The following is a 23,359-nucleotide window of genomic DNA, read 5'->3' as shown; positions in this document are numbered from 1 at the left end:
TTAGGTTGTCTGCGTCTGACATAAAGCCATACAAAAACTGCTATCAGCAAACAATTGATAAAAATACTAAAGGTCATCATAGGGACATCAAATCAGCTATTAGCGACAACCATTTTCCTGCCGAGGTAAGCCAAACTTCTTTATAACATGCATTATTCGTCATAGGGAAGTATGGAACATCAGTATTTCCAAGTGAGCGAATACCAACAGGAATCTCACCAACAATCTCTCCAGAAGAGAAACTATCCTGTGAAGGATAACGATGGCCTTCGCCATAGATGAGTGACTGACAGAGGGGATTCTTACCAACAGTCCAATACAACTGTTCGCGTCCTATATTAAGCAGAGTATCATCATTCAGATATTTTCCACAGAGAGCAGCTGCCTTTCCTGTAGAGAGAATAAGCGCCTCATTGCCATTAAAGATACTGAACCACACCGGAAATCTACGTATATAGTGATTATCATCCATCTGTATGCCCTCTTGCAATTGCAGATTATAAAGTTCAGGTGCATTCTCAGGGACCCAAAGATGAAGTCGGTAAAAACCGTCCTTATCTTCATATTCGTTCTTTTTGTAGATACCACTGGGAGCCATACCATAAGGTTGTGTCGATGCAACAATCTGCTTGAGATAATGCCCATACAGCTCTATGGCATTCTTCCATCGTATAAAGTCGGCATGAGTCGGCTGAGTTTTACAAAGCGCCACAAGTGCCTGAATAGGCAACTGCTCACGCGACTGATGGATATAATGAATTATGGCACGTCGCGACTTGTCACGATAGAAAAAACCAGCATAATGACCAGTCTGTTCCTGGCAGTCTAAAGTGTAGGCCATATACCTTGCTGCCTTTTCTGCATACGATGCTTCTCCCGTCAGTTCATATAACATTGAGGCAGACCATGAGGCAGCAGCCATCCAGGTAGCATCCGAAGTGTTATAAACATGCTCCATCACAATCTTAAAGCTGTCAATCCCTTCACGCAGGAACTGTTCATCAGCAAAACCGAAATCTTCTATGGCTACTTTCCTGAGATTGCTATCTTGAAGCACCATAGCAGCATAAGCTTCGTAAGCCGCATAGAGATAATTATCAAAAGCGTTATGCTGTTTGCGAACAGAATGAATATCATCAGCTGTTCCTGTAACGCCATCTGTCCAATGTAACAGTCCGATACTGCTGGCCCGCCAACCATTTCCCAATCGTGTATTAACAAGTTGGCGAAGACCATAAAGAGCCTCTTCTTTCAGCTGTGCAGCCAACTGCGGCTGATTCTGCTTACATGCCTGATAGGTCTCTAACAATGCATAAACCACATCGCCAGTCTGAAGCGTCTGTTGCGACAGGTCACCTGCATCATGCCATCCACCACCATAGCTTATTTGTCTGCCGTTATAGTCGCAGAACACATCAGTATGACATTTTCCATGAATACCTGGTACAACGTCACCGCAACGTTGACAACGTATAAAGTTCAGCATCTTCCACATTGTACCATCCATGCAATGACTACTAATGGAGAACGGCAGTGTATGCAGCGTATCGAGGGTTAAGCTATAGATACCTTCCTGCTTAAAATCTGAGAAGTCAAGAACAGACAGCCTACCATCAAGCGTCGTTTCAGGCATCATCGTAGTTCCCTCATACACTACCTGATGCGTCAACTCATCAATCAGTTGGAAATTGCCACCTATGCCAGTAACCACTGCCGTCTTATTACCATGAGGCAGATAGCCTGACATTGAATAGGCTATCTGTCCAGGCACCACCTGCCAACCACTCACCGGTTCAGGCTGAGCCACCCGTTCCAGTTGTAAGTTCCGGATCTCATAATGAATAGAATCCTTCTGAGATATATTTTTACCTTTTATATCTGTATATAAACGTATTGCCGACACATCTTTACGGGGCAATTCCGCAATCTGATAAACCACATGCTGCCAGTCATTACCCTTCACATTCACCAAATGAGCACCTAACCCACTATTTCGTTTCGTTTCCAAAGCTACATTCACATTGGCAACACCTGCATCCAGATCTGTACGGACATCAAACGAAAGTCGGTTCCATTTTTCCAGATTTCTGTTCTTTAAAGGCAGTGTGATACTGGCTGTTCCATAAATGGCATAGTCAGGATCATCAGGCTGTCCTGTGGCCCTTTTACCTGTGCTCATCGGCACAGATAAAGTAAGATGATCTCGTATCTGCTTAGAGGCCATAACAGGTTGCACTTTCAACCCTGCCTCTAAAGAAGCATCATCATAACACTTCATCGGACGGTTCAATCCCCATAGGATAGCATTCAAAAACATCTTGACAAAATCTGGATTATCGAAAAGCGAACCACTATGTCCTATTTGGAAATACACGTTACGCGCTGCTTTTTTCGGATTAGTCCAAATAACAGGGTGATCACCCATCCTAACCTTGGAGGTAGGCTGGTAGGAATCCTCGTTGACACTGGCCAACACATGGACCTGAGGACGCGGGGTTTTGTCATAAGTATACCACTCGTCTTCACGGATGATGAACTTTGGATGAACACCCAACATCACAGGATGGCCAGGATCTTCAACAGTTACCTCTCCATCAGCCCTTTCTGCAATATAGTTCTGGAATCGGATGCCTCCCAGAAAATCACTGAACCACTGCCACATGCCGTAGCCGTCAAACTCGCCCAACAAAGAAGCATGATGAAATCCAATCCAAGCCACTTTACCTTCGTCGACAGTCTTTTCAAAATCCTTTACAGAAGCATCACTCCACACATATGGCGGATAATTTAATTGCACTATAAGATCGTATTCAGTAATTTCACCCGCCTTCAATTCCCTGCAGTCGTTGATTTCTCTCACACTGAAGTTCTGAAGCTCGGCCTGCTGGTTCAACCAGCGCAATCCTCTTTGGGTAAACTCCGCATGTTGTCCACCAAGTTCTGTAATAACCAGTACACGCTGAGGATTAGCAAGAATCTTAACGACAAAACACAGGAGTAATAATACCACCCATAGTTTTTTCTCCATATATCTGTTATTCATATTTTAGTTGTTTAGCGCTTGCAAAGTTATGAAAAAAAACACATTGCTCAAACGGGTACTTACAAGAATGTGGACAACCGGGTAGTTTAAAATCGTCCAAATCTCTGGTTATCAATACATTTCTAAGAAAATAAGCCGATAAAATTAGTGGATATAAAAACGCCACCATCTTATCCCTCCCGCAACACAAAGGTTTCAGATAAGATGGTGGCAGTATAACAGTAATAATTTCCTATTTCATGCCCATCGACTGGATGTAATCCGTCTGGGGCTTACAGTTTTCAAAGCGGCAGTTCTTGGCAAACTCGTTGAGCAGCTGGCGGAACTGAGCCTGATTGGGGCGTGCCTCGCGCCACTCCTTGTAGGTATTTCGCGATGTCTCGGAGTATTTCACTACGATACTGTCCCAACCCTCTGGGCGCTGAATAGCCATCATACATGAGTTATCAACCTTCTTGTAGGGCCAGAAGGTGTAGCCAATGTTGTTCTGCTTCAGCACGTTTACAAAGTCGCGCTGCCACTCCATGGTATTATGGCCGAACTCGCCCATGTACATGGGGCGGTTGATAGAGTCGCGGAAGTTAATGTAGTGCGTAATAGCCTCCTTAGTGGCAGGCCCGCCGTAGCGATGACAGGTGTACATCAGCTTATCGTCGTAGCTGGCATCGTCGAGCATCCAGAAGAAGCTGTTCCAGTGGGCGCCGCCCAACAGTATGATGTGGTTCTGGTCTACATCGCGAATGGCCTTCACACATTTCTTGTACAGCGGCTGCAGCAGCTGATAGAGCGAATCGCGATTGTCGAAGTAGTGTGCGATGGGCTCATTCATCAGCTCGTAGCCGAGAATGGTTGTTTCCTTGCGATAGCGGAATGCTATCTCGCGCCAGATGCGGCAGAACTCCTCCTGACTCTTTTCGCTTTCGAACAGCCAGGGATAGCCGTGGCCGTCGTCGATGTTGTCGCCAGTCTGTCCGCCTGGGCAGTCGTGCATATCCAGAATCAGATACAGGTTGTTAGCCTTACACCAGTTCACCACCGAGTCGATGCGCTGGTAGCCGTCCTTCTGTCCGGTAAGCCCCATGTAATCTTCATCGGTAAAGAGTTTGTAGTTAAAGGGCAGACGGATGGTGTTGGCACCCTGCTGTGCAATAAAGTCGATATCGGCCTTAGTCACATAGTTGTCCTTGAACTGCTGCCAGAACTCTGCGGTGAAATCGGGGCCTACAGCCTCCTTCATCATCAGGTCTATCATCCAGGCCGAGTTGGTACGTCCGAATCCGAACATATATCCCTCGGGGTTCAACCAGTTGCCCAGGTTAGTACCCTGAATCAGGAGTTTCTCACCATTCGGTTTCACCAGGTCGTGCCCATTGATAGTTACAAAACCTGTAGTGCTTTTCTGTCCTGCACTGCAGGCAACAAGCAGTAGCGCAAAGAGGTAAACAAAAATCTTCTTCATTGTTTTACTATTTTTAGTCTGTTCTGGATATATATTCCTTTCTTGTTAATCTTCTGTACTCGACGACCTTGCATATCGTAGATGGCACCATTGTTACGGGGCCCGATAGCCTTGGCACTGTTGATACCGGCGGTTTCCAACTTCTGGGCAAAGGCTTGCTGCAGATATGGAATGTGAATATTCACAAACCCCTTCAGGTCGTTGATGTAGCCATCGTAGGTATTGTAGTAGCTATGCTTCTCCCAGTCGTACACCTTCTGGTTGATGGGCCACACCTCGAAGTTCTTTGCCTGAGTCTGCCAGATGGCGCCACGCAGGCTGTCGATAGCGCTTATCAGATGGGCCTGCAAGCCATCTTCTACCAACTGGTTCAGGCGGTCGTTGCATGCCTTGGCAAACCAAGGGTCTTGCCACAATCGTTGCAGAATTTTCTCGAACGGGCGGTTCCACAACCCCAGATAAGCCTCCAGGTTGCGCAGCAAACTCTTTTCCGAGCTGTTATCGTAACCCAGGTCCAAGTCCCACAGCGGACCGAAGTGCATCTTCTGTTCGTCGGCCTCCTTGTACATATAGATACTGTAGAGGGCATCGATGTTTCCCGTGATTTCGGCGCCTACATACCAGTTGATGAAGTCGGTCTCATCGATATAGGCCCGATAGCCTTTCTCCGGGTCGGTATAGTCGTTGCAGGCCACAGCAGCTTCGAAAGCCTCTATCCATTGGCCCATAGCTATACGCTTGTCTACCGTCAGCATCTCGTCCTTTGGATTCTTGAGATTATAGATGATACTGTATTTAGTCGACGTGATGTAAGGATCCTCTTTCGAGTTATCGTTGGCCACTTCCAACATCCATCCGTTGTCCTCGTCCACCTCCACACGTTTCTTGTGCACCTGCACCTGATCACTAATCTGATAGGTACCGCGGTAATTGCCATTAAGATAAAGATCGACGAACTTAGCCGCCGGGCAGAACTTCATCCCTATGAATCGTCCGAGTCGATAGGTCAGGGCATTGCGAATCATTGTCTTGTCGCCGTGATTGGCAAGCAGAGTCCAGTTCTTGGCATTCGCAAAGTCCTTACCTAGCAGTTGTTGTTTCTTATCGAACTTCACACGATAGGGTTTCTTGTCCGAGTTCCACCACGATGAGTTGCCTCGTCCTCTTATCTGGGTATTCTCGTAACGGGTTGTGTTGTCGCCATCAACCACTATCAGAGTGCACTTGATATAATTCTCCTTGCTGGTGATATTCTGACTGTTCTCAGTCTCGATATACACCGTAGGCACATCGGTAAGTTGTTTGTACTGCTGGGCCAGCAACTGACTGGCCACAGCAATACCGAACAACATAAAAACTAACCTTAATTTCATTTCTTCTGGAACACACGTACATAATCTACTTCCATGGTACATGGCAGTGCGCTTGGGTCTACGCCCTGAGCGGCACCCCAGTCGCCTCCCCAAGCAAGATTGAGGATTACGTAGAACGGATCGTCGTAGGGCCAGTCGTCGCGACCAAGATTTCGATTATTGTATGACAATTGTAATTTGCCGTCAACGTAGGTCGTGATGTTCTCATGTGTCCACTCAATGGCGTACTTATGGAACTCACCTTCTGCGCCCTTACAATACATCTCATGGGTTACCTGGGTTCCATTGCTGTGTACGTGAGTATTGGCATGCAAGCTCGACGACACATAGTCGGGGTGATAGCCTACCTCCTCCATAATATCAATCTCGCCATCAGCAGGCCATGAACGGAAGTTTACCGGCATCATCCAGAAGGCAGGCCATGTGCCCTTACCTTTTGGCAATTTGATGCTGGCTTCGATGTAGCCATACTTCCAACCCTGATTTTTCTTAGCGTATATACGGCCAGAATAGATTTTACCGTCAGAACCTTTGAAGCAATTAATGTGTAGACGTCCATCAATGATTTCTGTCACACGCTTTCCATCGGCAATGCCGTTACGATAGTTCTGCAGCTCGTTATTCACCCAACCAGAGTTCTGAACCTCGTGAGTCCAATCGCTGTTCAGGGTTGTTCCCTCGCTAAATTCATCGTGCCACACCAATCGATAGCCGTCCGGAGCATTAATTTCGCTATCTTCGGCCGATGCTTGATTGACGGTAATCTCCTTGCTCTCAACAGCAGTCTTTACCGTCACTTTGCCCGAACGCTCCTTTTGAGCATCATTGGCCGATGTGGTGATTGATAATACAGAACCGTTCTTGGCAGTCGTAATCCATGAGTCGCTAGCGGTTGCCGTCCAGTCCGACGAACTAATCACATCAACATCAATCGTTTCGCCTTTCGAAGATGTGTAGACCTGAGTCTTCGACACTTGGAGTGGTGCATCCTGCGAAATGATGATAGCCTTACGAGCCGTACCTGACTGTATGGTAATAGTACCAGTTCGTTGAGTGGTTCCTTTATTTTCACTGATCTTCACTGAAATACTACCCTTCGATGTGTTAGAGCCGGTAACTGTAGTCTTTATCCACTCAGAATCCGGATAAGCCCCCCACTCCACGCCCGTTGTAGTCACGTTGATAGTGTACGAGCCTCCAGTAGCAGGACTGCTAATGCTTTCGGGCGAGACAGTGATGATGATGGAGGCGGGCGGCGTATTGCCGCCTCCATCATCGCTGCCACTGCACGCTGTCAGTGATAACAACGACCAAAGGATTACTAAGAAATTCATCTTTTGAGTCATTCTTTCTTACTTCAATTTGTGCTTCTGAACAATGATATCACTGATTTTAACCTCAGTTCCAGCAGGGATACCACCGAGATCAACAAAGAACTTGGCTGTAGTAAACGAACCCTTTCCTTTCGTGATATTAGCAAACTGTATCAGGTTTTCACCCGCATCTGCAGTGATATTGCCGTTATAGAACAACAAATTGTCGTCATCATTCTGATCACAAATCTTTACTGTGAGGCGTTCCAGATCGGCACTTGTTGTAATCTTTACACTGAGATCATAAACCTGACCTTCTTCGATGTTGAGAGCAACATTCTGGATAGAGTTCTGAGCCTGCCACTCTGCTCCGCCATTCTCTGTTGCCACGATAGTGTATACACCGTCGGCGTAAGAGAATTGAGGATCGCCAAGCTTGGTCCAGCTACCATCGGCCCACCAGAATTCCATTGAGCCTACGCTATTGAAAGCAGCTCCCATGTTTTCGGCAGAGTTAACACCAGCCCAGTCAATCAACTTCGGATCACTCTCATCAATTGTTGGTTCTTCACCCTTCTGAATGATGATATCGCTTAACTGGACAGTTACACCAGAGTTGATACCACCGAGGTCAATGATGAGTTTGGCCTCTGCAAATGAACCACCACTCTTGATACCTGTCAGTTCTACAATATTATCACCGCCATCCAGCGAGAGATCACCGCGGTAGATGAGCAAATTGTCATCGTTAGCTTCATCGCAAACTTTGAAAGTATAGCGATCTATAGCTTCGCTAGCATTAATCTTGAAGCGGATATCGTAGTACTCATCCTTCACAATATTTGTTGTTACGTGATGGATAGAGTTCTGAGCCTGCCATTCAGCACCGCCATTCTCTGATGCAACGATAGTGTATACACCATTGGCATAAGAGAATTGAGGATCGCCAAGCTTGGTCCAGCTACCATCGGCCCACTAGAATTCCATATTACCTACTGTATTAAAGCCGGCTCCGAGATTATCGGGAGAGTCAACATCTACCCAATTTATAGCAGGTGTAGGAGGTGTATCTTCCTCGCTGGTCAGGATGAAGTGCCAAGCGATATTGCCATTATCAATAATGAGCGACATCTTCTTGGCCGAAATGCTCTCGATGTGGTACTCGCCAGCATTATACTGCTCGTCGTTGGCAATATAAGGGAAGAGCGTCTCAGCAGCCAACTTGATGATTACGTTTCCGTCGGCATCGGCATCCAGTGTGTAAGAAGAGGTCTGAGGATCAACAGGGACCATGAAGTCAGTTTCGGTGGCTTTGTTGATATTATAATCCGGATAGATTGAGCATCCCCAGTTGACGTAAACTGTACCGCCTGCACCAGGATTGTAGGTATAGCTACCATCTTCACCAAATGTGATACGGTCATCGTAAACACCATAGTCTACTTTGTCGTTAGGAGCAGCACTCCACCATCCGAGACCATCAGTTCCTGAAGGGCCACAGCCCAAGTGACCAGCCTCGTCGTATTTGATACGCCACTCTTTACCAACAAACTTGCTCTTGAAGGCATCGAAGTCAACCTTTGTCTCATTCATTGTGAAAGTCTTGGTTACAGCACCCTGGCTAATGCCATTGCGGTTACCAACCTTCATCGACACCTCATAATCGCCACGAAGTGCAAAAATCTTTGAAAGTACAGGCTGGGTAGAGTAAGTCTTACCGCCATCGAACGACCAAATAGGGTAAGAGCCTTTCTGGTTGTAGCTCACTGTCACCTGGTTGATGCTCTGGTCAACAACCACATCAAAGTCTGCGCCATTGGCTGTAGGGATACCAGCTTGGTCTGGACCATCGAACGACTCAGGAGAGCAAGCGGTCATCGTCAGCCCTGCGAACAGAGCTCCAGCCATATATTTAATAATATTCTTCATATTCTATAATCTTTTAAATGTTGAATTTGATGAATTAATAGCCAGGATTCTGTTCAAGGTTTGGATCAGCCTCGATATTGTCCTGTGGAATAGGCAGATACTTGTTGTGAACATCCCAGTCCTTGGTACGGAAGTTGAGTTCGTCGTTAGCAGCCTTCAGTACGGTTGCGGCATTGCCTGTACGTACGAGGTCCCAATAACGCTTGCCTTCACCCATGAACTCATGACGACGCTCATTAAGGATATCATCCTGGTCAACAGAACTCAGTGAAGCCAGACCAGCACGGTTGCGAACCTGATTAACATAGTCGGCAGCCTGAGAGGCACTACCACCTGTTTTCAACAGAAGCTCTGCAGCATAGAGGAGAGTCTCTGAATAACGGTACACGCGGAAGTTGTTGTTGAAATTCATGTCGCCAGCACCTGTGCAGCCTGCGTTACCACCAGCCATAGGCAGATACTTACCATTGCTGTAGTAGCTACCTGGTGTTCTCTCACGGAACATCCAGCCTGCATCCTGCATCTTCTCTGCATCACCATGTTCCCAAATATCAAATCCTGTTACGTCCTTACGTACATCGCCGTCCTCAAAGCTGCGGATTGACTTTGGAGGAATGTAGCCGAAGCCCCATCCTGCCTCAACAACACCTTCGTATGGATCGCCAGCCTTGGCAATAAAGCCACGGGGTCCACAGAGGCGGACATTCACGGTACCACCAGCGCCAAGACCATTGTCCCATGCACGGCCACCATTTACAGAGTAATAGTTGATTTCAAAGATCGACTCCTTGCTCCACTCGCCAGCCTCGGTCCAAATATCGGCATAGTTGTCAAGCAGACCGAACTTACCACTACCGATAATATTCTGCATATAACCGAGAGCTTTAGCATAACGAGTCTGATCGTTCTGGTACATCACCATCTCTGTAAAGAGCATGTATGCCATTGGCTTTGTTACACGACCGATGTTGGTGTCATCCCACTCATCTTTCAATGCGCCACGCTCAATAACATCCTCCAAATCAGCAATTACATTAGCATAAACCTCATCGGCCTTAAGTTGTGGAGCTGTGTAGGGAGCTTCCAGATTCTCGAAGAAGAAAGGAATGTTGCCATAGTACTTCCACAACAGATTGTAATAGTAGGCACGGAGCACGCGAGTCTGACTCAGTATCACGTTTTTGTCTGCATCCGACATTTCAGTTGCCCAGTCAAGATATTTAATAACATCGTTGGAACGCTTCACACCAGAATAGCAGTCAAGCCAGATTCCATTAATGTCTGTCAACGGAGTTGCCGAGAAGTTGAAGGCCAGCTGCAAGTAAGGGCAGTCGGCATCGTTACCACCATTGGGATACATATCGTCACTCATGATGTCAGACGACAGGTTGAGCGCATTGTAGTTGCTGGTTGTTCCATAGTCGAACCAATGGAGAGGTGCATAGGCAGCCACCAAAGCCTCGTTGATTTTCTCCTTAGAGGTATAATACTCCTCAATAGGGAAATCACTGGGACTGGTTACCTCCAGGAAGCCGTCAGAGCAGCTGGTTGCCGTTAGAGTAGCCAGTGCTAACAGACCTATTGTATATATTTTATTTCTTTTCATATGCTTGAATATTTTACTATTGATTCTTATAACCTGATTGATTTGATCTTATTAGAAAGAGAGGTTAAGACCCACTCTGAAGGTGCGAGGCTGGGGATATACACCGTAGTCGATACCGAGTGATGTACCACCAGATGAGATTTCTGGATCGAAGCCCCAGTACTTAGTAAAGGTCAGCAGATTCTCAGCGGCTACATATACACGCAGACGGCTGATGAATGCCTTCTTTGTTATAAACTCAGGGATAGTATAGCCTAATTCTATGTTCTTCAGACGGAAGTAGCTGCCATCATGAACATACAGGTCAGAGGACTTCCAGTTCTCAGTATCGTTGTTAACCCAGATAGGATACTTGTTAGAGGTTCCCTCTCCAGTCCAACGTGCAAAATACCATGAAGCAAGGTTACTTGATGCAATATCTACACGGCGAGTAGCATCAAACACCTCATTGCCCGCTGTGCCCTGCCAGAACATCATAAAGTCGAAACCCTTCCAAGCTGCGTTCAGCGTGATACCGAAGGTCCAGTCAGGTGTACCGTTACCAATGTTGGTCTTATCGTCGTCGCTGATCTTACCATCACCGTTGATGTCAACATAGCGTACGTAACCAGGTTTTGCATTAGGCTGAATCAGACCGCCTTCGGCATTGACATAATTGTTAACCTCATCCATGTTCTGGAAGATGCCTGCGGTCTTGTAGCCCCAGAAGAAAGGCCAAGGCTGACCGTTTTCAGCACGAGAGACGTTACCTACACCACCCTGTACCCAGTCATAAGTAGCAGTACCGGTGTCATTACCCAGCTTAATCAGCTTGTTCTTCAGGTAAGAGGCATTTCCCTTAATCTGGAATTTGGCATCAGCAATATTGAACTTGTAGCCAGCCTCAAACTCCAAACCGCTGTTCTCCATGTCGCCTACGTTACCAATAGGCTTCGACTCACCCACATAACTTGGGATAGCCATAGTCATCAGCATGCCATTAGTCTTCTTCTTGAACCAGTCAACAGTAAAGGTCACCTTATTGTTCAAGAATCCGAAGTCGATACCAAGGTCGTACTGCTCAGACTCCTCCCACTTAATATCTGGGTTGCCAAGTCCCGCAGCCTTTGTACTAACAACTTCCTGCTCTGCGCCACCACGACCGAAACCGTAGTTATTACCGCCCTGTGTCAACACGGTGTAGCGGAAGTCACCAATATTATCGTTACCGTTCTTACCCCAAGAGAAACGTACCTTCAGATTGTTCAACCAGTCGCGAGTGCTAGTCATGAACTTCTCGTTCATCACGTTCCATCCAAGAGAAACAGATGGGAATGTACCATACTTATTATTGGTACCGAAACGGCTAGAACCATCACGACGGATAGTACCCTGGAACATATAACGCTCATCATAGTTGTAGCTTACACGTGCAAAGAGTGATGACATAGTGTGTGGGGTATGAGGACCAGCCCAACCATCACGATCACCATCAGCAGCCAGACCGAGTGAAGCATTTACCCAAGGCTTGCTATAGTCGTTGATATTGTAGCGTGAAGCGCCAACGGTGAAACCAGTGTTCTCGAAAGCCGACTGACCCAATACAACGTTGACTGCGTGGGGGCCGAATTCCTTATCGTAAGTCAGAACGTTTTCAACCTGCCAAACCAGGCCACGGCTTGACTCAGAACCAGCAGACGAACGCTGGATAATATTTGTAGGCTTATGATAACCCACCTTAGAATACCAGTCACTGCCCCAGAAAGAGAGGTCGGCACTGTAGCTTGTACGGAATCTCAGACCGTCCCAGATCTGCAGAGTAGCAGCAAAGTTTGTAACGAACTTATGACTCCAAGAAGGAAGTACAGGAATCAGCAATTCATCGATTGGGTTACCAAACTCGTTGTAGTCAACGCCAGGCAGTGCAAGCTGCTTGCCATTGTGGAACACGGGATAATAGTAATCAGGATACATGGTTGAGTAATAGTCATCCTGTGCCTTCTGCTCAGCTTCTGTCTCCAAATATGGCTTCAAGATAGGTGAAAGAGCAACAGCTGTAGTTACCAGACCACCATACTGATCGTTTACATTAATACCTGTGCTATTTACGCGTGCGTAAGAAAGGTTTACGTCTACATCAAGCTTATTCAGCCAGTTGCGGTTCTTTGACTCATCAAAGATATTAAACTTAAAATTTCCGCGCAGAGTCATACGTCTGTAGTTAGAGCGGTCGAAGTTACCACCTACGATACCTTCCTGAGTATAGTAACCTGCTGAAAGGAAGTAGTTAATCTTCTCGCTGGCACCACTAACTGTCAACTCATGGTTCTGAACAGGAGCATTGTCGTTGAACAGCACATCCTGCCAGTCAGTACCCTCACCAAACTTATAAGGATCATCATAAAGAGGAGCCTGACCTGCATTTACAAGTGCTTCATTACGCATAATAGCATACTGAGTAGCGTTAAGAACGTCGCGATGCTTCCATGCCGACTGCCAACCCTGAGAGAAGTTGTAGTTAACAGAAACCTTACCCATCTTACCCTTCTTAGTGGTAACCAGAATAACACCGTTGGCAGCACGAGCTCCGTAGATGGCACCCGAAGCAGCATCTTTCAGTACCTCGATACTCTCGATGTCACTAGGGTTGATATAGTCAAGACCACCCTCGATAGGCATACCGTCAACAATGTAAAGAGGATTAGAATTGTTAATAGTACCTGTACCACGTACGCGTATACGAGAGGCAGCACCAGGCTGACCTGACGAAGATGTTACGTTAACACCAGCTGCCAAGCCTTTCAGGGCGTTGTCCATACGCACGGGAGCTGTTCCCTCCAAGTCATCAGCCGATACCTTGGCGATAGAGGCTGTTACCACGCTTTTCTTCTGAACGCCATAACCGATAACAACCACATCCTGCAGAGTCTGAGCATCCTCACGCAGAGTAATCTTCACGTTGTTTACGGCCTTAACCTCTTGGGTTACATAGCCAATATAACTAATAATAATAGGTGTACCCTCCTTCACCTTGATGGTAAATCTACCGTCAAAGTCGGTGATTGTTCCGTTCTGAGGATTACCTTTCTCAACGACTGAGGCACCGATAACGGCTTCGCCCTGGTCGTCAATCACAGTGCCCGAGATACCTTGGGCCCAAGATGTAAGTGACACCATAAGTGCCAACATCATCATCATAAACCTGCTTTTCTTCATACTTTGGTTTTATTAAATGTTAATTATAAGTTAGAATATACCAATTAGGTTTTCCTGTTGCAAAATTAGTAAAAAAAAAACATTCTCACCTCACCTCATAGAGTGAAAAGTGGAATGTTTCAATGTTTCTAAAAATTTAACCGCCTAATTATCAGGCGGTTAAATAAGTCACATCTCATTAAAAGAGTGGATAAAATATAGAGGTGTATTTTGTACATTTTAGCTAATTTTTGCTAATTTTTAAGTGTCCACAAAACGCTTATGCTACATCCTGCCGGCATAGGGTCCAGCCTCTGAGCATGGCGAAATAGTCGAGGGCGGCGGTGCCGTTTTCCTGGATGGCCATGGCGGTGGCTACTGCCATCCAGCGGGCGGGTTGGTCGCTCGGTATGCCGATTGGTTCGTCGGGGGCGATGCCCGTTAGGCGGCTCACGTTGGCGATATATGCCTCGGTCTTGTTCTCTATCGGCGGTGCCCATTTGCTGATGATAGCACGGATGGTATAAAGGCGGTACTTATGGTAGTAAGTACGCGTGAGCAGCCAGAAGGCTGCGCGCCAGCCCCACTCCATCGATTCAAACTGACAGAACGCTGCGTCTGTCTGCTGAGCCCTCAGGCCCTTCCACTTATCCTTACTACGGCGGATGTTCAGTGGATTGTTGTTTCTTATTCCTCTTGGTGTAGTCATAATTTTCTTTTTTTCTTGTTTACATTAATCGGTGTACTATTCGGGAATGCCACGCTATACGCGGCGTCGAGGGCCTTGAGGTCTACCTTGCGCAGACTGATGCCGAGGCTCACGGCAACAATGGCGCGAAGCAGCTCGCGATGCTTGCGCGGGTAGAGCGAGGGCGGTTTCAGCATATCGTTGCCGCAGGCCCACTCGTCGTCTACTATGGTATGGTGACATACCTCCCAGATAAAGTTGTCGGTGGCCTGCTGACCGAACCACACCTTCAACACATTGCGGATGCAGAATCGTTTGTACTGCCCCGCCAGCATCTGCCTGGTGCGCTCCAGCCTACGCCAGAGCTGCACAAAGCAGGCTTGATCGTTTCTTATTTCCATCATCGTTAATGACCTTAATGACAATGACAACTAATGACTCACCTTGCGATACCTATTAGGCGCAATCGGTACTATCAGCCCCTGATTCTTCCAGTTCTTCAGCATCTGGTGAACCTTGTTGCGACTCACATCGGCACCATTCATGCTGATGCTGTGCTGCATGGCCATATCAAAGCCGAACTCCAGATCCAGGCGCTCGTAAATCGTATCGTTCCGTCCATAGCGTTTGCGCTCGTTTCTGGCCGCATACTCGCGACTGCGGAAGGCATTCTCTATCCTGTCGCGGAAAAAGTAGAGCGCGTTATCAATCAGCGAGTCGGCTATCACGTCGTAGGTGTCGAGCATGGCGGGCGTCTGCGCTTTCAGCAGCAGCTCCTTCCATAGGTTCGGGTGGAGCTTCAGCTGCGTCTCGGCGCCGCTCTGTCCGTGCTTCTGTATCAGCTGCTCGCACACGCGACAGAGCATCAGGCAGCACACCATGCGCTGGGCAGTGACACAGGTGCGGAATCGCTCGCGGGCCTTTACGCGGTCGTCGTTCTTCATCGCTTCGAGGCGTATTTTCTCCAGCCAGTCGCGACCGCGCGCCTCTAGCTTGGGCAGCACCACCTCGCCGTACATCAGTGGCAGCAAGTGGGCTACCTGCCTGATGCGTTCGGCCTGTTTGTCGGTCAGCACGTAGGGCTTATCCTCCAGCGGCGCGTAGGTGTTGTCGGGCGTCTGAGCCAGCGCGATTCGGCTCTGGAATCCGTCGGTGTAGTTGGTCACCACGCGATACAGGGCGTCGGGCGTGCCGCACATGGTGACGTTCCACAGCAGATGCTTGATGTGCACATTCACCGCCTCGGCGCTGCGGGCCTCACGGTCGTACTTCGAGCCGTCGTAGCTCTGGCGCAGCATCACCGAGAAGTCGCACATGCTCGAGCGCCACTTCTGCGCCACCGTGTCGGCCTCGGGGGTAAACGAGAAAGCGTGTTTGCCTTCGGTGTTTCCCAGTCGCTCGGCCAGTTTGGCCACCGTGGTATTAAAGGTAATGTAGCGCACGGGCAGTTTCGGGTCTTCGGGCTGCTCCTTCTTGTTCTTGGCGGCCAGTTTCTTCTTGTTGTACTCCTCTTCCTGTTGCAAGTACATCGCGTCGAGCGCTGCTATCTCGCTCATCCAGGCATCCACCACGGGGTCTATCGAGCCCTTGCCGCTGGCAAAATCACCCGCGATATAAGAGATGAGGTTCAGCCCGCGCATGTGCCCGTGAACATCGAGCCTCACCCCCGTGGCCAGCGCCCCGATGCAAGGACATATAGCCGTGATAATCGGCATGGCCAGCGCCGGTCCCACAGCCGCTACGGAGTCTCTCACCCCCTGCGGCAGCCGCTTGGCTGAGAGTTCCGAGCCAGTACTCCCCTCCACGCAGGCAGGTACCAATGCACTCCCCTTCACGCTGTCAGGCCCCAATGCACTCCCCTCCTCCTGGGAGACCGCTCGACCCGAAGCCATACTCTGCGCCTTAGCATTAATCTCGCGCAGGCCCGCATTCATAAAGCCCTTATCGGCATTATAATTATCGTAGAAGTAATTAATCAGCGTGCGACAGTCATCCGTCTGCGAGTAGTTTTTCAGTCGCTCCGCCACCACAGCAAACAACTGTTCTCTCGACATCAGCTTGCCCACACCCACCGACAGCACCGCCATCAGATTCGAGTGCCAGTTCCGCTCGCCCCAGATATCCATCGAGCTTGCATCCAGCCCCGCCTCCTTGGCGCACAAGTCAAACTTCGCCAGCGATTCCGGAGTCGCCCTACTCCCCTCCTCTCGAGAGACCGCTCGACCCGAAGGGGCGCTTGCTACCGAAGGGACGCAAGATAGGTTAGGGGTGGTTTGATTATCCCAGAAGGGGGGGAGTGCCGCCTGCTCAAAAATCTTATCATCGAGATAAATCAGCTCGGCCTCGGTAGTTGTGAAGAACACGCGGGTGATGTCCTTGGCGCCCTTGTCGTACTCTACACCGAGCAGATCGCTGGCCCATTTCAGATTTTCTTCCTGCGATAGCTCAGGCTTTCGGGCGAACACCAGATGATAGCCCTCGCCGCGGGCACTCCCTTCGAGCATATCAAGGCCCAGTTCATCCTTCTTTTCGAGGATGCGTTCACGTAGCGGCTGCATCTCCTCGGGCGGCACATGGTCGATGTCCATCGCCACGGTGGTAGTCATACGCTTCGAGCCCTTCAGCGTGCCGTCGTCGTTAGGCAGACAGCTGTAGTTCATCTGCACCAGCAGGTGCTTCTTACTCTCATCGCCACGGCGAACGGCTGCAAGTATCGACTTCTGGCTACCGCCGTTTCGCAGTGACAAATACTCCTCTCGCGAATGGATGGGGCGCATCTTCTTCACCCCATCCTCAACATATATATAATGTACGCTCATAGATTTGATTTTTTTGAAGTTAAAGGGAAGTTAAAGGGAAGTTAAAGAATTCCTTTCCATTCCTTTAAAATTCCTTTAAAAATTGGGGTAACCCAGTTTAGCGTTAAGATAGTGCAGACCAGCCATGGTCCAGGTCATGTAGGTCTTGATTTTCTTTTCGCCCTTTAGCGAGTAAGACACGTGGATGCGCTCGGCGGTGTAGCCGCGACCCTGCAGATCGTCAGATAGGTTCCACTTTCCGCCTCGGCGGTACTGAATGCCCATGTCGCGCAGCACGGCGTTGAAGTCGTAGACATTCATATTGAATGTCTTAGCCACCTGCGTGGCGGTGAGGGTGTCCTCGGCGTCCTCGTTCAGCATGCTAAGTGTGCTGCCAATTATCTCATCGGCCAGCGCCAGAATCTTCTTGGGCGATGGCAGGCACAACTGCTGGCGGCGCTCCTGTTCCTTACGCTCCAGATATTCCCATCGAAGAACCAGCTTGGCTCGCGCCTCATCGTTAAACTTAGTGGCGATATAGAGCGTCTCGGTTTTGGTGAGAGAGTAACAGGGTTTTATACGTCCCAATCGGTCTTTATATTCGATGAGCTCAAATTTGAGCCCATGTACTTTCTCCCAAGCGGGCTCCATGTTTCTGATGTCTCGCATCAGGTTCTTGTGTTGCTTACCAGTCAGCTCTGCAATCTCGAGCGACGTCATTGTCTGTTCTATTTTAATAATGTTTGTTTCCATAATTTGAGTTGAATTAATAGAGAAGAAGTTTCAGATTCTTTGCGCATTTACTCGAGAACATCCTCCTCACTTCAACTCAGAGTTTTTTTTGTTTTACCTACGGATTTTACGGATTTTACGGATTAAGTAATAATTTCCTACGGTGTTAAATCTTTACGATATCAGTAACCAGTATCTCTTGGAATACTTGCCCCTGATACTCGTGGGTAGAGAAACGAAGGGTACATGCTACGATGTCACCCTCGTAGAACCTGCACGCCGCCAGATTACCCAGCATGGCGCACACATACTCGTTTTCGAACCTTCCACCCATCTCGCGCAATACGATATTGCACTTCTGGATCTGGCCGCTCTCACTCTTACTTGACTGCACGCCAAAGGCCTCGCCCTGGCGCACCACTCTTAAAATCTTTGTCTGCATAATGTTTGTATCAATAAGTCAAAGAACTCACAATTCCCGAGCAACCTCAGGTTTGCGTTGGCAAAAGTACAAACAAAAAAATTCCCGGCGATGTTAAAAAAGCACGTCGGGAAAGAATTGGGGAATAAGGGAAAAATATAGGGAACGAATTAGGGAACAATCGCCCTACTTCACCCTACTACGGTATAAATTCAAGAACCTTTTGCCAACATTTACACGTCGGTCGCCCTCTGTTTTATCAGCATCGATAAAAGTCAAATCAGGGAACACACCAAGCACCTTTTCGTTTTTCTTCTTGATGCTCGATTCTGAAGGCAGGCAGTCTAGCCCAATATTCTTCATAAAAGTAACGAACGACTGAGGACTGTCGAAACTCGGCAGCCCTTGGGTGTCGTTCATAGCCAGCATAACCCAGGTATAATCATACAAGTGAGATATAATCTCCTCGGCTCTAAGCTGCTGTATCACCTCTTTTATTATATCATTATCGCCGCCACCCTCGGCAACTACGGCCTTGCCATTGTCGCCAACATGAACCTCGCCTTTATCAACTGAGAGATTCACTACCTCGTTGTCGTGAATATCGACATACGAGCCCTGTACATAAATGTTGTTTCCTGCCATATCAATCCTGCTTTTTTAAACTGCTACTCGGCCGTTATCATGAATCTCGTTGTAGCAGCCCGCCACGTTAACCACCTTGGGCTCTATCTGCTCGTCGTCCAGATGGTCAAGCATGTCCACGATGTCATCGGGCAGCTCAACCTTGGCATTGGCAAAGAGCTCGGTGATGACCATCTTGGCCGCCTCGCGCTTGGCCAGCGTCTTGCGCTTCAAGGTCTTCAGATAACTGCGAAGCCACTGCTGCCTGGCCCATTCGACCTCGGCCTGCACCTTTTGCAACTCGTAGCTCAGACGCTCGTTCTCGGCTATCAACTCGTCGGTAGCCTCCATCATCCATCGCGAGTAATCCTGCAACCGCTCTTTTTTCTCTCTAAAACGCTCGATTCCGCGATCGAGCTGGCGCCGAGCGCCATCTTTCCAATCCTTAAGTTCTTCAACGTTCATTTCCATAAGTTTTAATGTTAAGCTTTATTATAGTCTGATGCCAGCTCGTTCAGAGCCACCGCCAGAACAATGATGAAAAATACACTTGCCATAATCTCAAAAATTTTTAATCGTTCACGAATTATTGATTTCTGGCTGCAAAATAAAACAGGGGGTGTATCAAAACAAGATACACCCCTCTGAAATTTAATATCTTTTAAGATTTTCGGCTATTGTTTGCCGCATTTTCTCGCGCAAATCGGGTGGCGAGAGCACTTCGATACCTGCTCCATGCGATAGCAACTGGCCCAGAAAGTCGGCAGTGGGACGTATGTCGAACGAGAAGTCGGTATACGTACCGCCGTCGGGCAGCGAGCCCGATTCCAACTCGCGCTGCGAGTGGTGCAGCGGCAGCGTGCGCAGGTAGTTGGGCGTATAGTTGTGAGCGCGTATCACCACGCGCGCCAAGGGGGTATCGTTAGTAAGCACCCCGAAATACTCTGCAAAATATTCCTGCGGCAGGAATCCGGCAGGCATCTCAAAAGTCTGGTCAGTAAGCGCTAAGCTGGTCACGCGGTCGAGCGCATAGATGCGCAGCTGCTCCTCGCTGTTCTTCGCCAGCAGATACCATCGGCGGTGAAACAGCTTCAGGGCGTAAGGGCACACCGTCTTCACGTAGCCCTCGGAGCCAAACTTCTGGTAGCCCAGCAGCAGTCGGCGCCCCGTGCGGAAGGCATGTATGATACTGCTCAGATAATGCTCGCCCGAGGGCACATCCTCAAGCACCACGCGATCCTTAATAGCCACACTCTCGGCCAGCACGCCATGCACCGTAAGTGTAGAATAGAGCCACTGCTCCAGACTGCCGTTCTGCAACCTCTGCGGGTTGGCGATATAATACTTATAGGTGATGGGTGCACTTTCGATGATAATGCCGAACATGTCTTGTATAGCCTTGCGATGGCGGGTGAACGAGGGGCGCGTCAGCGGGCTGCCGTCGTTCACTTTATCGTCCTGCCACTTCCGGCTCAGCTCCTCAAGCGTTAACGCCTTGAAGGCCATGAGCGTATTGATAATCCAAGTATATTGGTAATATATCTGACCTTGTTTCATGCTGCAAAGACACAAATTAAATCATAACGCTATGCTTGCCATGAAATACATCCACCTGACCACCACCATTCACTTCGTCGAGCTGTTCGTCCTTGAGCTGCTCGTCTTCTTTCTGCTTTTTAATCTTGTCTTCTGACATAGTTGTAATATTTTAAAAGTTTGATGTTTGATTTCGTTGCAAAGATAAGAAATAATCCACAATGCACAATGCAAATAAGCAAATTTTGTAAAATTGGCACAACATTTCTGTAACGTTGACACAAAAAAGGCCCGCAGCCAGGATTGGTGCGAGCCTTGTTGTATGCCAGGATCTGTCCCTTGGCAGCTTAATCAGTATAAACTCAAGTTACCTGTATCCGTGCTTTCTTTGGCAGCTTTTTTCGCTTGTTCCTTTACCTTGTCCCAGTAAAATCCACCATTGATTTCATTGAGTTGCTCATCGGAGAGCTCAATGGCGCCAGCTGCTACGAGTTCGTCGTAGATAGCCTTCATCTCTCTAGTTTTCTCTATGAGCAATTGCTTCTTCTGCTCAATTTGCGCTGCTGTAAGTGTTGCCATAATTATAATGTTTAAAAATTAAAGTATGCCAGGAACTGTCCCTTGGCAGGCGTAGTTCCTTCACCTCGGGCGCTCAGATGGATCGTAACCTGTAAACTCTCCACCTCCCGACACGTTGTCAAGCTGCTCATCGTTGAGCTCCTGTTGCTTCTTGTTCTCTTCTGGTTTCATAATTGTAATATTTAAAAATAATTCTACATCTACTTTATAACTTTTTCGCTTACTTTGTCTGTTTTGCCGGCAGCGCCTCCACCTGCTACTTTGTCGAGCTGCTCGTCGGTGAGCTCCTCTTGCTTTTTGCTTTCTTCTGTTTTCATAATAGTAATGTATAAAAATTAATGATTGAACTTATTTCTGCTGCAAAAGTAGACAAAATTTCCGAAACTGATGTATCACTGCCGGAAAAAGTTGTCTCAAATCAGGAAAAATGTGCCAGGAACCTCTGTCCCTTGGCAGCTTAATCAGTATAAACTCAAATTTTCTGTATTTTCCTTGGCAGCCCACCATTGATTTCATTGAGTTGCTCATCGTTGAGCTCCTGTTGCTTCTTGTTCTCTTCTGGTTTCATAATAGTAATGTTTAAAAATAATTCTACATCTACTTTATAACTTTTTTGCTTACTTTGCTTGTTTTGCCGGCAGCGCCTCCACCTGCTACTTTGTCGAGCTGCTCGTCGGTGAGCTCCTCTTGCTTTTTGCTTTCTTCTGTTTTCATAATAGTAATGTATAAAAATTAATGATTGAACTTATTTCTGCTGCAAAAGTAGACAAAATTTCCGAAACTGATGTATCACTGCCGGAAACGTTTACAGTTTTCTCCAGGTTAAGTAATGATGTTCGATACGACTATAGTCTTCGGTTTCGCCGTTTTCGAAATACCATTCATCGATGTCGGCAGTGAATTCCACTACCAGGCCACCCCGCACAACATAGCTGAAGTCACCATTAAGATAGCTAGATTTACCATCTGCTTCATGCTCAAAATGCAAATTGGAAATAAGGTGGCGTGTTGTCTTTCCGAAAAAACCCATTGGTGATAATGCATTTTCATAATAAGGTAAATACGCCATCAAATAAGGGAAATCAACCTCATAGGGGCTCGATGTAAAATTTATAATTCCTCCTTCAGCAGTATTTATCACATAACTAACCGCATCGCCGTTTTTCCATACGAGACTATCTCTACCATCTTCCATACATAACATGACGTGATCGTCGTCATCGTACTTATAACTACATTCAGACTCCCCCAACTCGTCTTTTATTCTCTCTACCAACCCCTTTGAGTTAAGATAGCAATAGGCAAAGTAAGTTGTTTCGTCGTTTTTCACCGACTTTCTTGTAATCAGATTCTCACTATAGGTGTATGTACTTACAATATGATCAGAAGTGTTATCTGAGTGATGAAAATCGAAAGTTTCCTTCGCCATCTTGCCTTCGGCATCGTACTCCCACACATACATTTGTAATTCTCCATCAGGACTGGTAATAGAATCCTTTACCAATACATACTTACCATCGGGGGGTGTAACGTTGTAGGGATTATCAACATTAGAACACGATGCGAACACTACGCCCACAGCCACCAAGGCCATGAGCGTATTGATAATCCAAGTATATTGGTAATATATCTGACCTTGTTTCATGCTGCAAAGACACAAATTAACGCAAAACGTTATACTTGCCATTAAATGCATCCTTAAATGCATCCACCTGACCACCATTCACTTCGTCGAGCTGTTCGTCCTTGAGCTGCTCGTCTTCTTTCTGCTTTTTAATCTTGTCTTCTGTCATAGTTGTAATATTTTAAAAGTTTGATGTTTGATTTCGTTGCAAAGATAAGAAATAATTCACAATGCACAATGCAAATAAGCAAATTTTGTAAAATTGGCACAACATTTTTGCGAAAATGGCACAAATAAAACTCACCGTTGTCATGGATTGTCATTGTCATGATTGTCATTAAGGGTTTGGAGGTTGGAGGGGTAAAATTATCTCTATAAAATATATATTATATATAATATATATTTTATAGCTACTTTTTAGAGTTCAGAAAGCTTAATGACCTTAATGACAATGACAATG

Annotated in this window: 24 protein-coding genes; 2 read left to right on the top strand and 22 right to left on the bottom strand. The window is 47.4% G+C overall.

All coding sequences use genetic code 11. The annotated features are described in order from the left end of the window. Positions 1–76: 76 nt before the first annotated feature. The 11 genes from BUB86_RS08780 to BUB86_RS08730 all read right to left on the bottom strand — a co-directional run bounded on the left by BUB86_RS08780 (position 77) and on the right by BUB86_RS08730 (position 16,156). Positions 77–3,043, bottom strand: coding sequence for a ThuA domain-containing protein (locus BUB86_RS08780; protein ID WP_073208540.1), 2,967 nt, complete (start codon positions 3,041–3,043; stop codon positions 77–79). A 232-nt stretch (positions 3,044–3,275) separates the two neighbouring features. Next, positions 3,276–4,502, bottom strand: a complete 1,227-nt coding sequence (locus BUB86_RS08775) for a glycoside hydrolase family 5 protein (RefSeq protein WP_073208538.1) — start codon at positions 4,500–4,502, stop codon at positions 3,276–3,278. Then, a complete protein-coding gene (locus BUB86_RS08770) occupies positions 4,499–5,875 on the bottom strand; it encodes a CotH kinase family protein (protein WP_175549463.1) in 1,377 nt (458 codons plus the stop codon). The genes BUB86_RS08775 and BUB86_RS08770 overlap by 4 nt, the downstream gene beginning before the upstream one ends. After that, a complete protein-coding gene (locus BUB86_RS08765) occupies positions 5,872–7,209 on the bottom strand; it encodes a family 16 glycosylhydrolase (RefSeq protein ID WP_073208696.1) in 1,338 nt (445 codons plus the stop codon). Before BUB86_RS08765 ends, BUB86_RS08770 begins: the two co-directional genes overlap by 4 nt. A gap of 18 nt (positions 7,210–7,227) precedes the next feature. After that, entirely contained in the window at positions 7,228–8,025 is a 798-nt protein-coding gene (locus BUB86_RS08760; protein ID WP_073208532.1) for a hypothetical protein, read from the bottom strand. 138 nt (positions 8,026–8,163) lie between these two features. Then, complete coding sequence (locus tag BUB86_RS08755; protein WP_073208529.1) at positions 8,164–9,117, bottom strand: hypothetical protein; 954 nt, start codon at positions 9,115–9,117, stop codon at positions 8,164–8,166. Positions 9,118–9,151: 34 nt separating this feature from the next. Then, a complete protein-coding gene (locus BUB86_RS08750; RefSeq protein ID WP_073208526.1) occupies positions 9,152–10,723 on the bottom strand; it encodes a RagB/SusD family nutrient uptake outer membrane protein in 1,572 nt (523 codons plus the stop codon). Between the two features lie 51 nt (positions 10,724–10,774). Then, positions 10,775–13,918: a SusC/RagA family TonB-linked outer membrane protein gene (locus tag BUB86_RS08745; protein ID WP_073208522.1), complete on the bottom strand. Its 3,144-nt coding sequence runs from the start codon at positions 13,916–13,918 to the stop codon at positions 10,775–10,777. 259 nt (positions 13,919–14,177) lie between these two features. Further along, entirely contained in the window at positions 14,178–14,606 is a 429-nt protein-coding gene (locus tag BUB86_RS08740; RefSeq protein ID WP_073208520.1) for a hypothetical protein, read from the bottom strand. Beyond that, entirely contained in the window at positions 14,603–14,989 is a 387-nt protein-coding gene (locus tag BUB86_RS08735) for a hypothetical protein (protein ID WP_073208517.1), read from the bottom strand. The genes BUB86_RS08740 and BUB86_RS08735 overlap by 4 nt, the downstream gene beginning before the upstream one ends. Before the next feature lie 27 nt (positions 14,990–15,016). Then, complete coding sequence (locus BUB86_RS08730; RefSeq protein ID WP_254795134.1) at positions 15,017–16,156, bottom strand: DUF3987 domain-containing protein; 1,140 nt, start codon at positions 16,154–16,156, stop codon at positions 15,017–15,019. Positions 16,157–17,158: 1,002 nt separating this feature from the next. Between BUB86_RS08730 and BUB86_RS17640 the strand changes: the two genes are divergently transcribed. Further along, a complete protein-coding gene (locus BUB86_RS17640) occupies positions 17,159–17,329 on the top strand; it encodes a hypothetical protein (RefSeq protein WP_175549461.1) in 171 nt (56 codons plus the stop codon). A gap of 150 nt (positions 17,330–17,479) precedes the next feature. On the opposite strand, the gene BUB86_RS08725 is transcribed toward BUB86_RS17640, so the two are convergent. The 8 genes from BUB86_RS08725 to BUB86_RS17215 all read right to left on the bottom strand — a co-directional run bounded on the left by BUB86_RS08725 (position 17,480) and on the right by BUB86_RS17215 (position 21,446). Further along, a complete protein-coding gene (locus BUB86_RS08725) occupies positions 17,480–18,136 on the bottom strand; it encodes a Rha family transcriptional regulator (protein WP_073208513.1) in 657 nt (218 codons plus the stop codon). A gap of 145 nt (positions 18,137–18,281) precedes the next feature. Further along, complete coding sequence (locus BUB86_RS08720) at positions 18,282–18,557, bottom strand: hypothetical protein (protein ID WP_073208510.1); 276 nt, start codon at positions 18,555–18,557, stop codon at positions 18,282–18,284. Between the two features lie 165 nt (positions 18,558–18,722). Further along, entirely contained in the window at positions 18,723–19,181 is a 459-nt protein-coding gene (locus tag BUB86_RS08715; protein WP_073208490.1) for a hypothetical protein, read from the bottom strand. Between the two features lie 15 nt (positions 19,182–19,196). Then, positions 19,197–19,631: a hypothetical protein gene (locus BUB86_RS08710; protein WP_073208486.1), complete on the bottom strand. Its 435-nt coding sequence runs from the start codon at positions 19,629–19,631 to the stop codon at positions 19,197–19,199. Between the two features lie 180 nt (positions 19,632–19,811). Further along, positions 19,812–20,717, bottom strand: coding sequence for a helix-turn-helix transcriptional regulator (locus tag BUB86_RS08705; protein ID WP_073208481.1), 906 nt, complete (start codon positions 20,715–20,717; stop codon positions 19,812–19,814). 16 nt (positions 20,718–20,733) lie between these two features. Next, positions 20,734–20,856, bottom strand: coding sequence for a hypothetical protein (locus BUB86_RS18150; protein WP_262503388.1), 123 nt, complete (start codon positions 20,854–20,856; stop codon positions 20,734–20,736). A 191-nt stretch (positions 20,857–21,047) separates the two neighbouring features. Beyond that, on the bottom strand, positions 21,048–21,275 hold the full coding sequence (locus BUB86_RS08700) for a hypothetical protein (RefSeq protein WP_073208479.1): 228 nt from the start codon (positions 21,273–21,275) through the stop codon (positions 21,048–21,050). A gap of 60 nt (positions 21,276–21,335) precedes the next feature. Next, the gene (locus tag BUB86_RS17215) at positions 21,336–21,446 is read right to left on the bottom strand and encodes a bacteriocin (protein ID WP_139261535.1); all 111 of its coding nucleotides are present in this window, start codon (positions 21,444–21,446) and stop codon (positions 21,336–21,338) included. A gap of 167 nt (positions 21,447–21,613) precedes the next feature. Between BUB86_RS17215 and BUB86_RS18145 the strand changes: the two genes are divergently transcribed. Continuing rightward, on the top strand, positions 21,614–21,736 hold the full coding sequence (locus tag BUB86_RS18145; protein WP_262503387.1) for a hypothetical protein: 123 nt from the start codon (positions 21,614–21,616) through the stop codon (positions 21,734–21,736). A gap of 11 nt (positions 21,737–21,747) precedes the next feature. Here the strand turns inward: BUB86_RS18145 and BUB86_RS17210 are convergent, their stop codons facing one another. From BUB86_RS17210 to BUB86_RS18140, 3 genes are all read right to left on the bottom strand, one after another. Continuing rightward, a complete protein-coding gene (locus tag BUB86_RS17210; protein WP_139261534.1) occupies positions 21,748–21,843 on the bottom strand; it encodes a bacteriocin in 96 nt (31 codons plus the stop codon). A gap of 237 nt (positions 21,844–22,080) precedes the next feature. Then, positions 22,081–22,935 (bottom strand): DUF4595 domain-containing protein, encoded by an 855-nt coding sequence (locus tag BUB86_RS08695; RefSeq protein WP_175549462.1) that lies wholly within the window; start codon positions 22,933–22,935, stop codon positions 22,081–22,083. A 1-nt stretch (position 22,936) separates the two neighbouring features. After that, positions 22,937–23,068, bottom strand: coding sequence for a hypothetical protein (locus tag BUB86_RS18140; RefSeq protein ID WP_262503386.1), 132 nt, complete (start codon positions 23,066–23,068; stop codon positions 22,937–22,939). Positions 23,069–23,359: the final 291 nt, after the last annotated feature.

It is taken from the genome of Xylanibacter ruminicola, from assembly GCF_900142525.1.
GTDB lineage: Bacteria > Bacteroidota > Bacteroidia > Bacteroidales > Bacteroidaceae > Prevotella > Prevotella ruminicola_A.
This window is presented reverse-complemented; position numbering and strand designations above follow the sequence as displayed.

What these genes read in the sequence shown, in the direction of transcription:
- BUB86_RS08755 (WP_073208529.1), bottom strand. Translation starts at nt 9,117, where the DNA reads ATGAAGAATATTATTAAATATATGGCTGGAGCTCTGTTCGCAGGGCTG.
- BUB86_RS08770 (WP_175549463.1), bottom strand. Translation starts at nt 5,875, where the DNA reads ATGAAATTAAGGTTAGTTTTTATGTTGTTCGGTATTGCTGTGGCCAGT.
- BUB86_RS08725 (WP_073208513.1), bottom strand. Translation starts at nt 18,136, where the DNA reads ATGGAAACAAACATTATTAAAATAGAACAGACAATGACGTCGCTCGAG.
- BUB86_RS08745 (WP_073208522.1), bottom strand. Translation starts at nt 13,918, where the DNA reads ATGAAGAAAAGCAGGTTTATGATGATGATGTTGGCACTTATGGTGTCA.
- BUB86_RS08715 (WP_073208490.1), bottom strand. Translation starts at nt 19,181, where the DNA reads ATGGCAGGAAACAACATTTATGTACAGGGCTCGTATGTCGATATTCAC.
- BUB86_RS08775 (WP_073208538.1), bottom strand. Translation starts at nt 4,502, where the DNA reads ATGAAGAAGATTTTTGTTTACCTCTTTGCGCTACTGCTTGTTGCCTGC.
- BUB86_RS17640 (WP_175549461.1), top strand. Translation starts at nt 17,159, where the DNA reads ATGGTCGATGTCCATCGCCACGGTGGTAGTCATACGCTTCGAGCCCTT.
- BUB86_RS08735 (WP_073208517.1), bottom strand. Translation starts at nt 14,989, where the DNA reads ATGATGGAAATAAGAAACGATCAAGCCTGCTTTGTGCAGCTCTGGCGT.
- BUB86_RS08700 (WP_073208479.1), bottom strand. Translation starts at nt 21,275, where the DNA reads ATGGCAACACTTACAGCAGCGCAAATTGAGCAGAAGAAGCAATTGCTC.
- BUB86_RS17210 (WP_139261534.1), bottom strand. Translation starts at nt 21,843, where the DNA reads ATGAAACCAGAAGAGAACAAGAAGCAACAGGAGCTCAACGATGAGCAA.
- BUB86_RS08710 (WP_073208486.1), bottom strand. Translation starts at nt 19,631, where the DNA reads ATGGAAATGAACGTTGAAGAACTTAAGGATTGGAAAGATGGCGCTCGG.
- BUB86_RS08720 (WP_073208510.1), bottom strand. Translation starts at nt 18,557, where the DNA reads ATGCAGACAAAGATTTTAAGAGTGGTGCGCCAGGGCGAGGCCTTTGGC.
- BUB86_RS18150 (WP_262503388.1), bottom strand. Translation starts at nt 20,856, where the DNA reads ATGTCAGAAGACAAGATTAAAAAGCAGAAAGAAGACGAGCAGCTCAAG.
- BUB86_RS08765 (WP_073208696.1), bottom strand. Translation starts at nt 7,209, where the DNA reads ATGAATTTCTTAGTAATCCTTTGGTCGTTGTTATCACTGACAGCGTGC.
- BUB86_RS17215 (WP_139261535.1), bottom strand. Translation starts at nt 21,446, where the DNA reads ATGAAACCAGAAGAGAACAAGAAGCAACAGGAGCTCAACGATGAGCAG.
- BUB86_RS18145 (WP_262503387.1), top strand. Translation starts at nt 21,614, where the DNA reads ATGATTGAACTTATTTCTGCTGCAAAAGTAGACAAAATTTCCGAAACT.
- BUB86_RS08780 (WP_073208540.1), bottom strand. Translation starts at nt 3,043, where the DNA reads ATGAATAACAGATATATGGAGAAAAAACTATGGGTGGTATTATTACTC.
- BUB86_RS18140 (WP_262503386.1), bottom strand. Translation starts at nt 23,068, where the DNA reads ATGACAGAAGACAAGATTAAAAAGCAGAAAGAAGACGAGCAGCTCAAG.
- BUB86_RS08750 (WP_073208526.1), bottom strand. Translation starts at nt 10,723, where the DNA reads ATGAAAAGAAATAAAATATATACAATAGGTCTGTTAGCACTGGCTACT.
- BUB86_RS08705 (WP_073208481.1), bottom strand. Translation starts at nt 20,717, where the DNA reads ATGAAACAAGGTCAGATATATTACCAATATACTTGGATTATCAATACG.
- BUB86_RS08740 (WP_073208520.1), bottom strand. Translation starts at nt 14,606, where the DNA reads ATGACTACACCAAGAGGAATAAGAAACAACAATCCACTGAACATCCGC.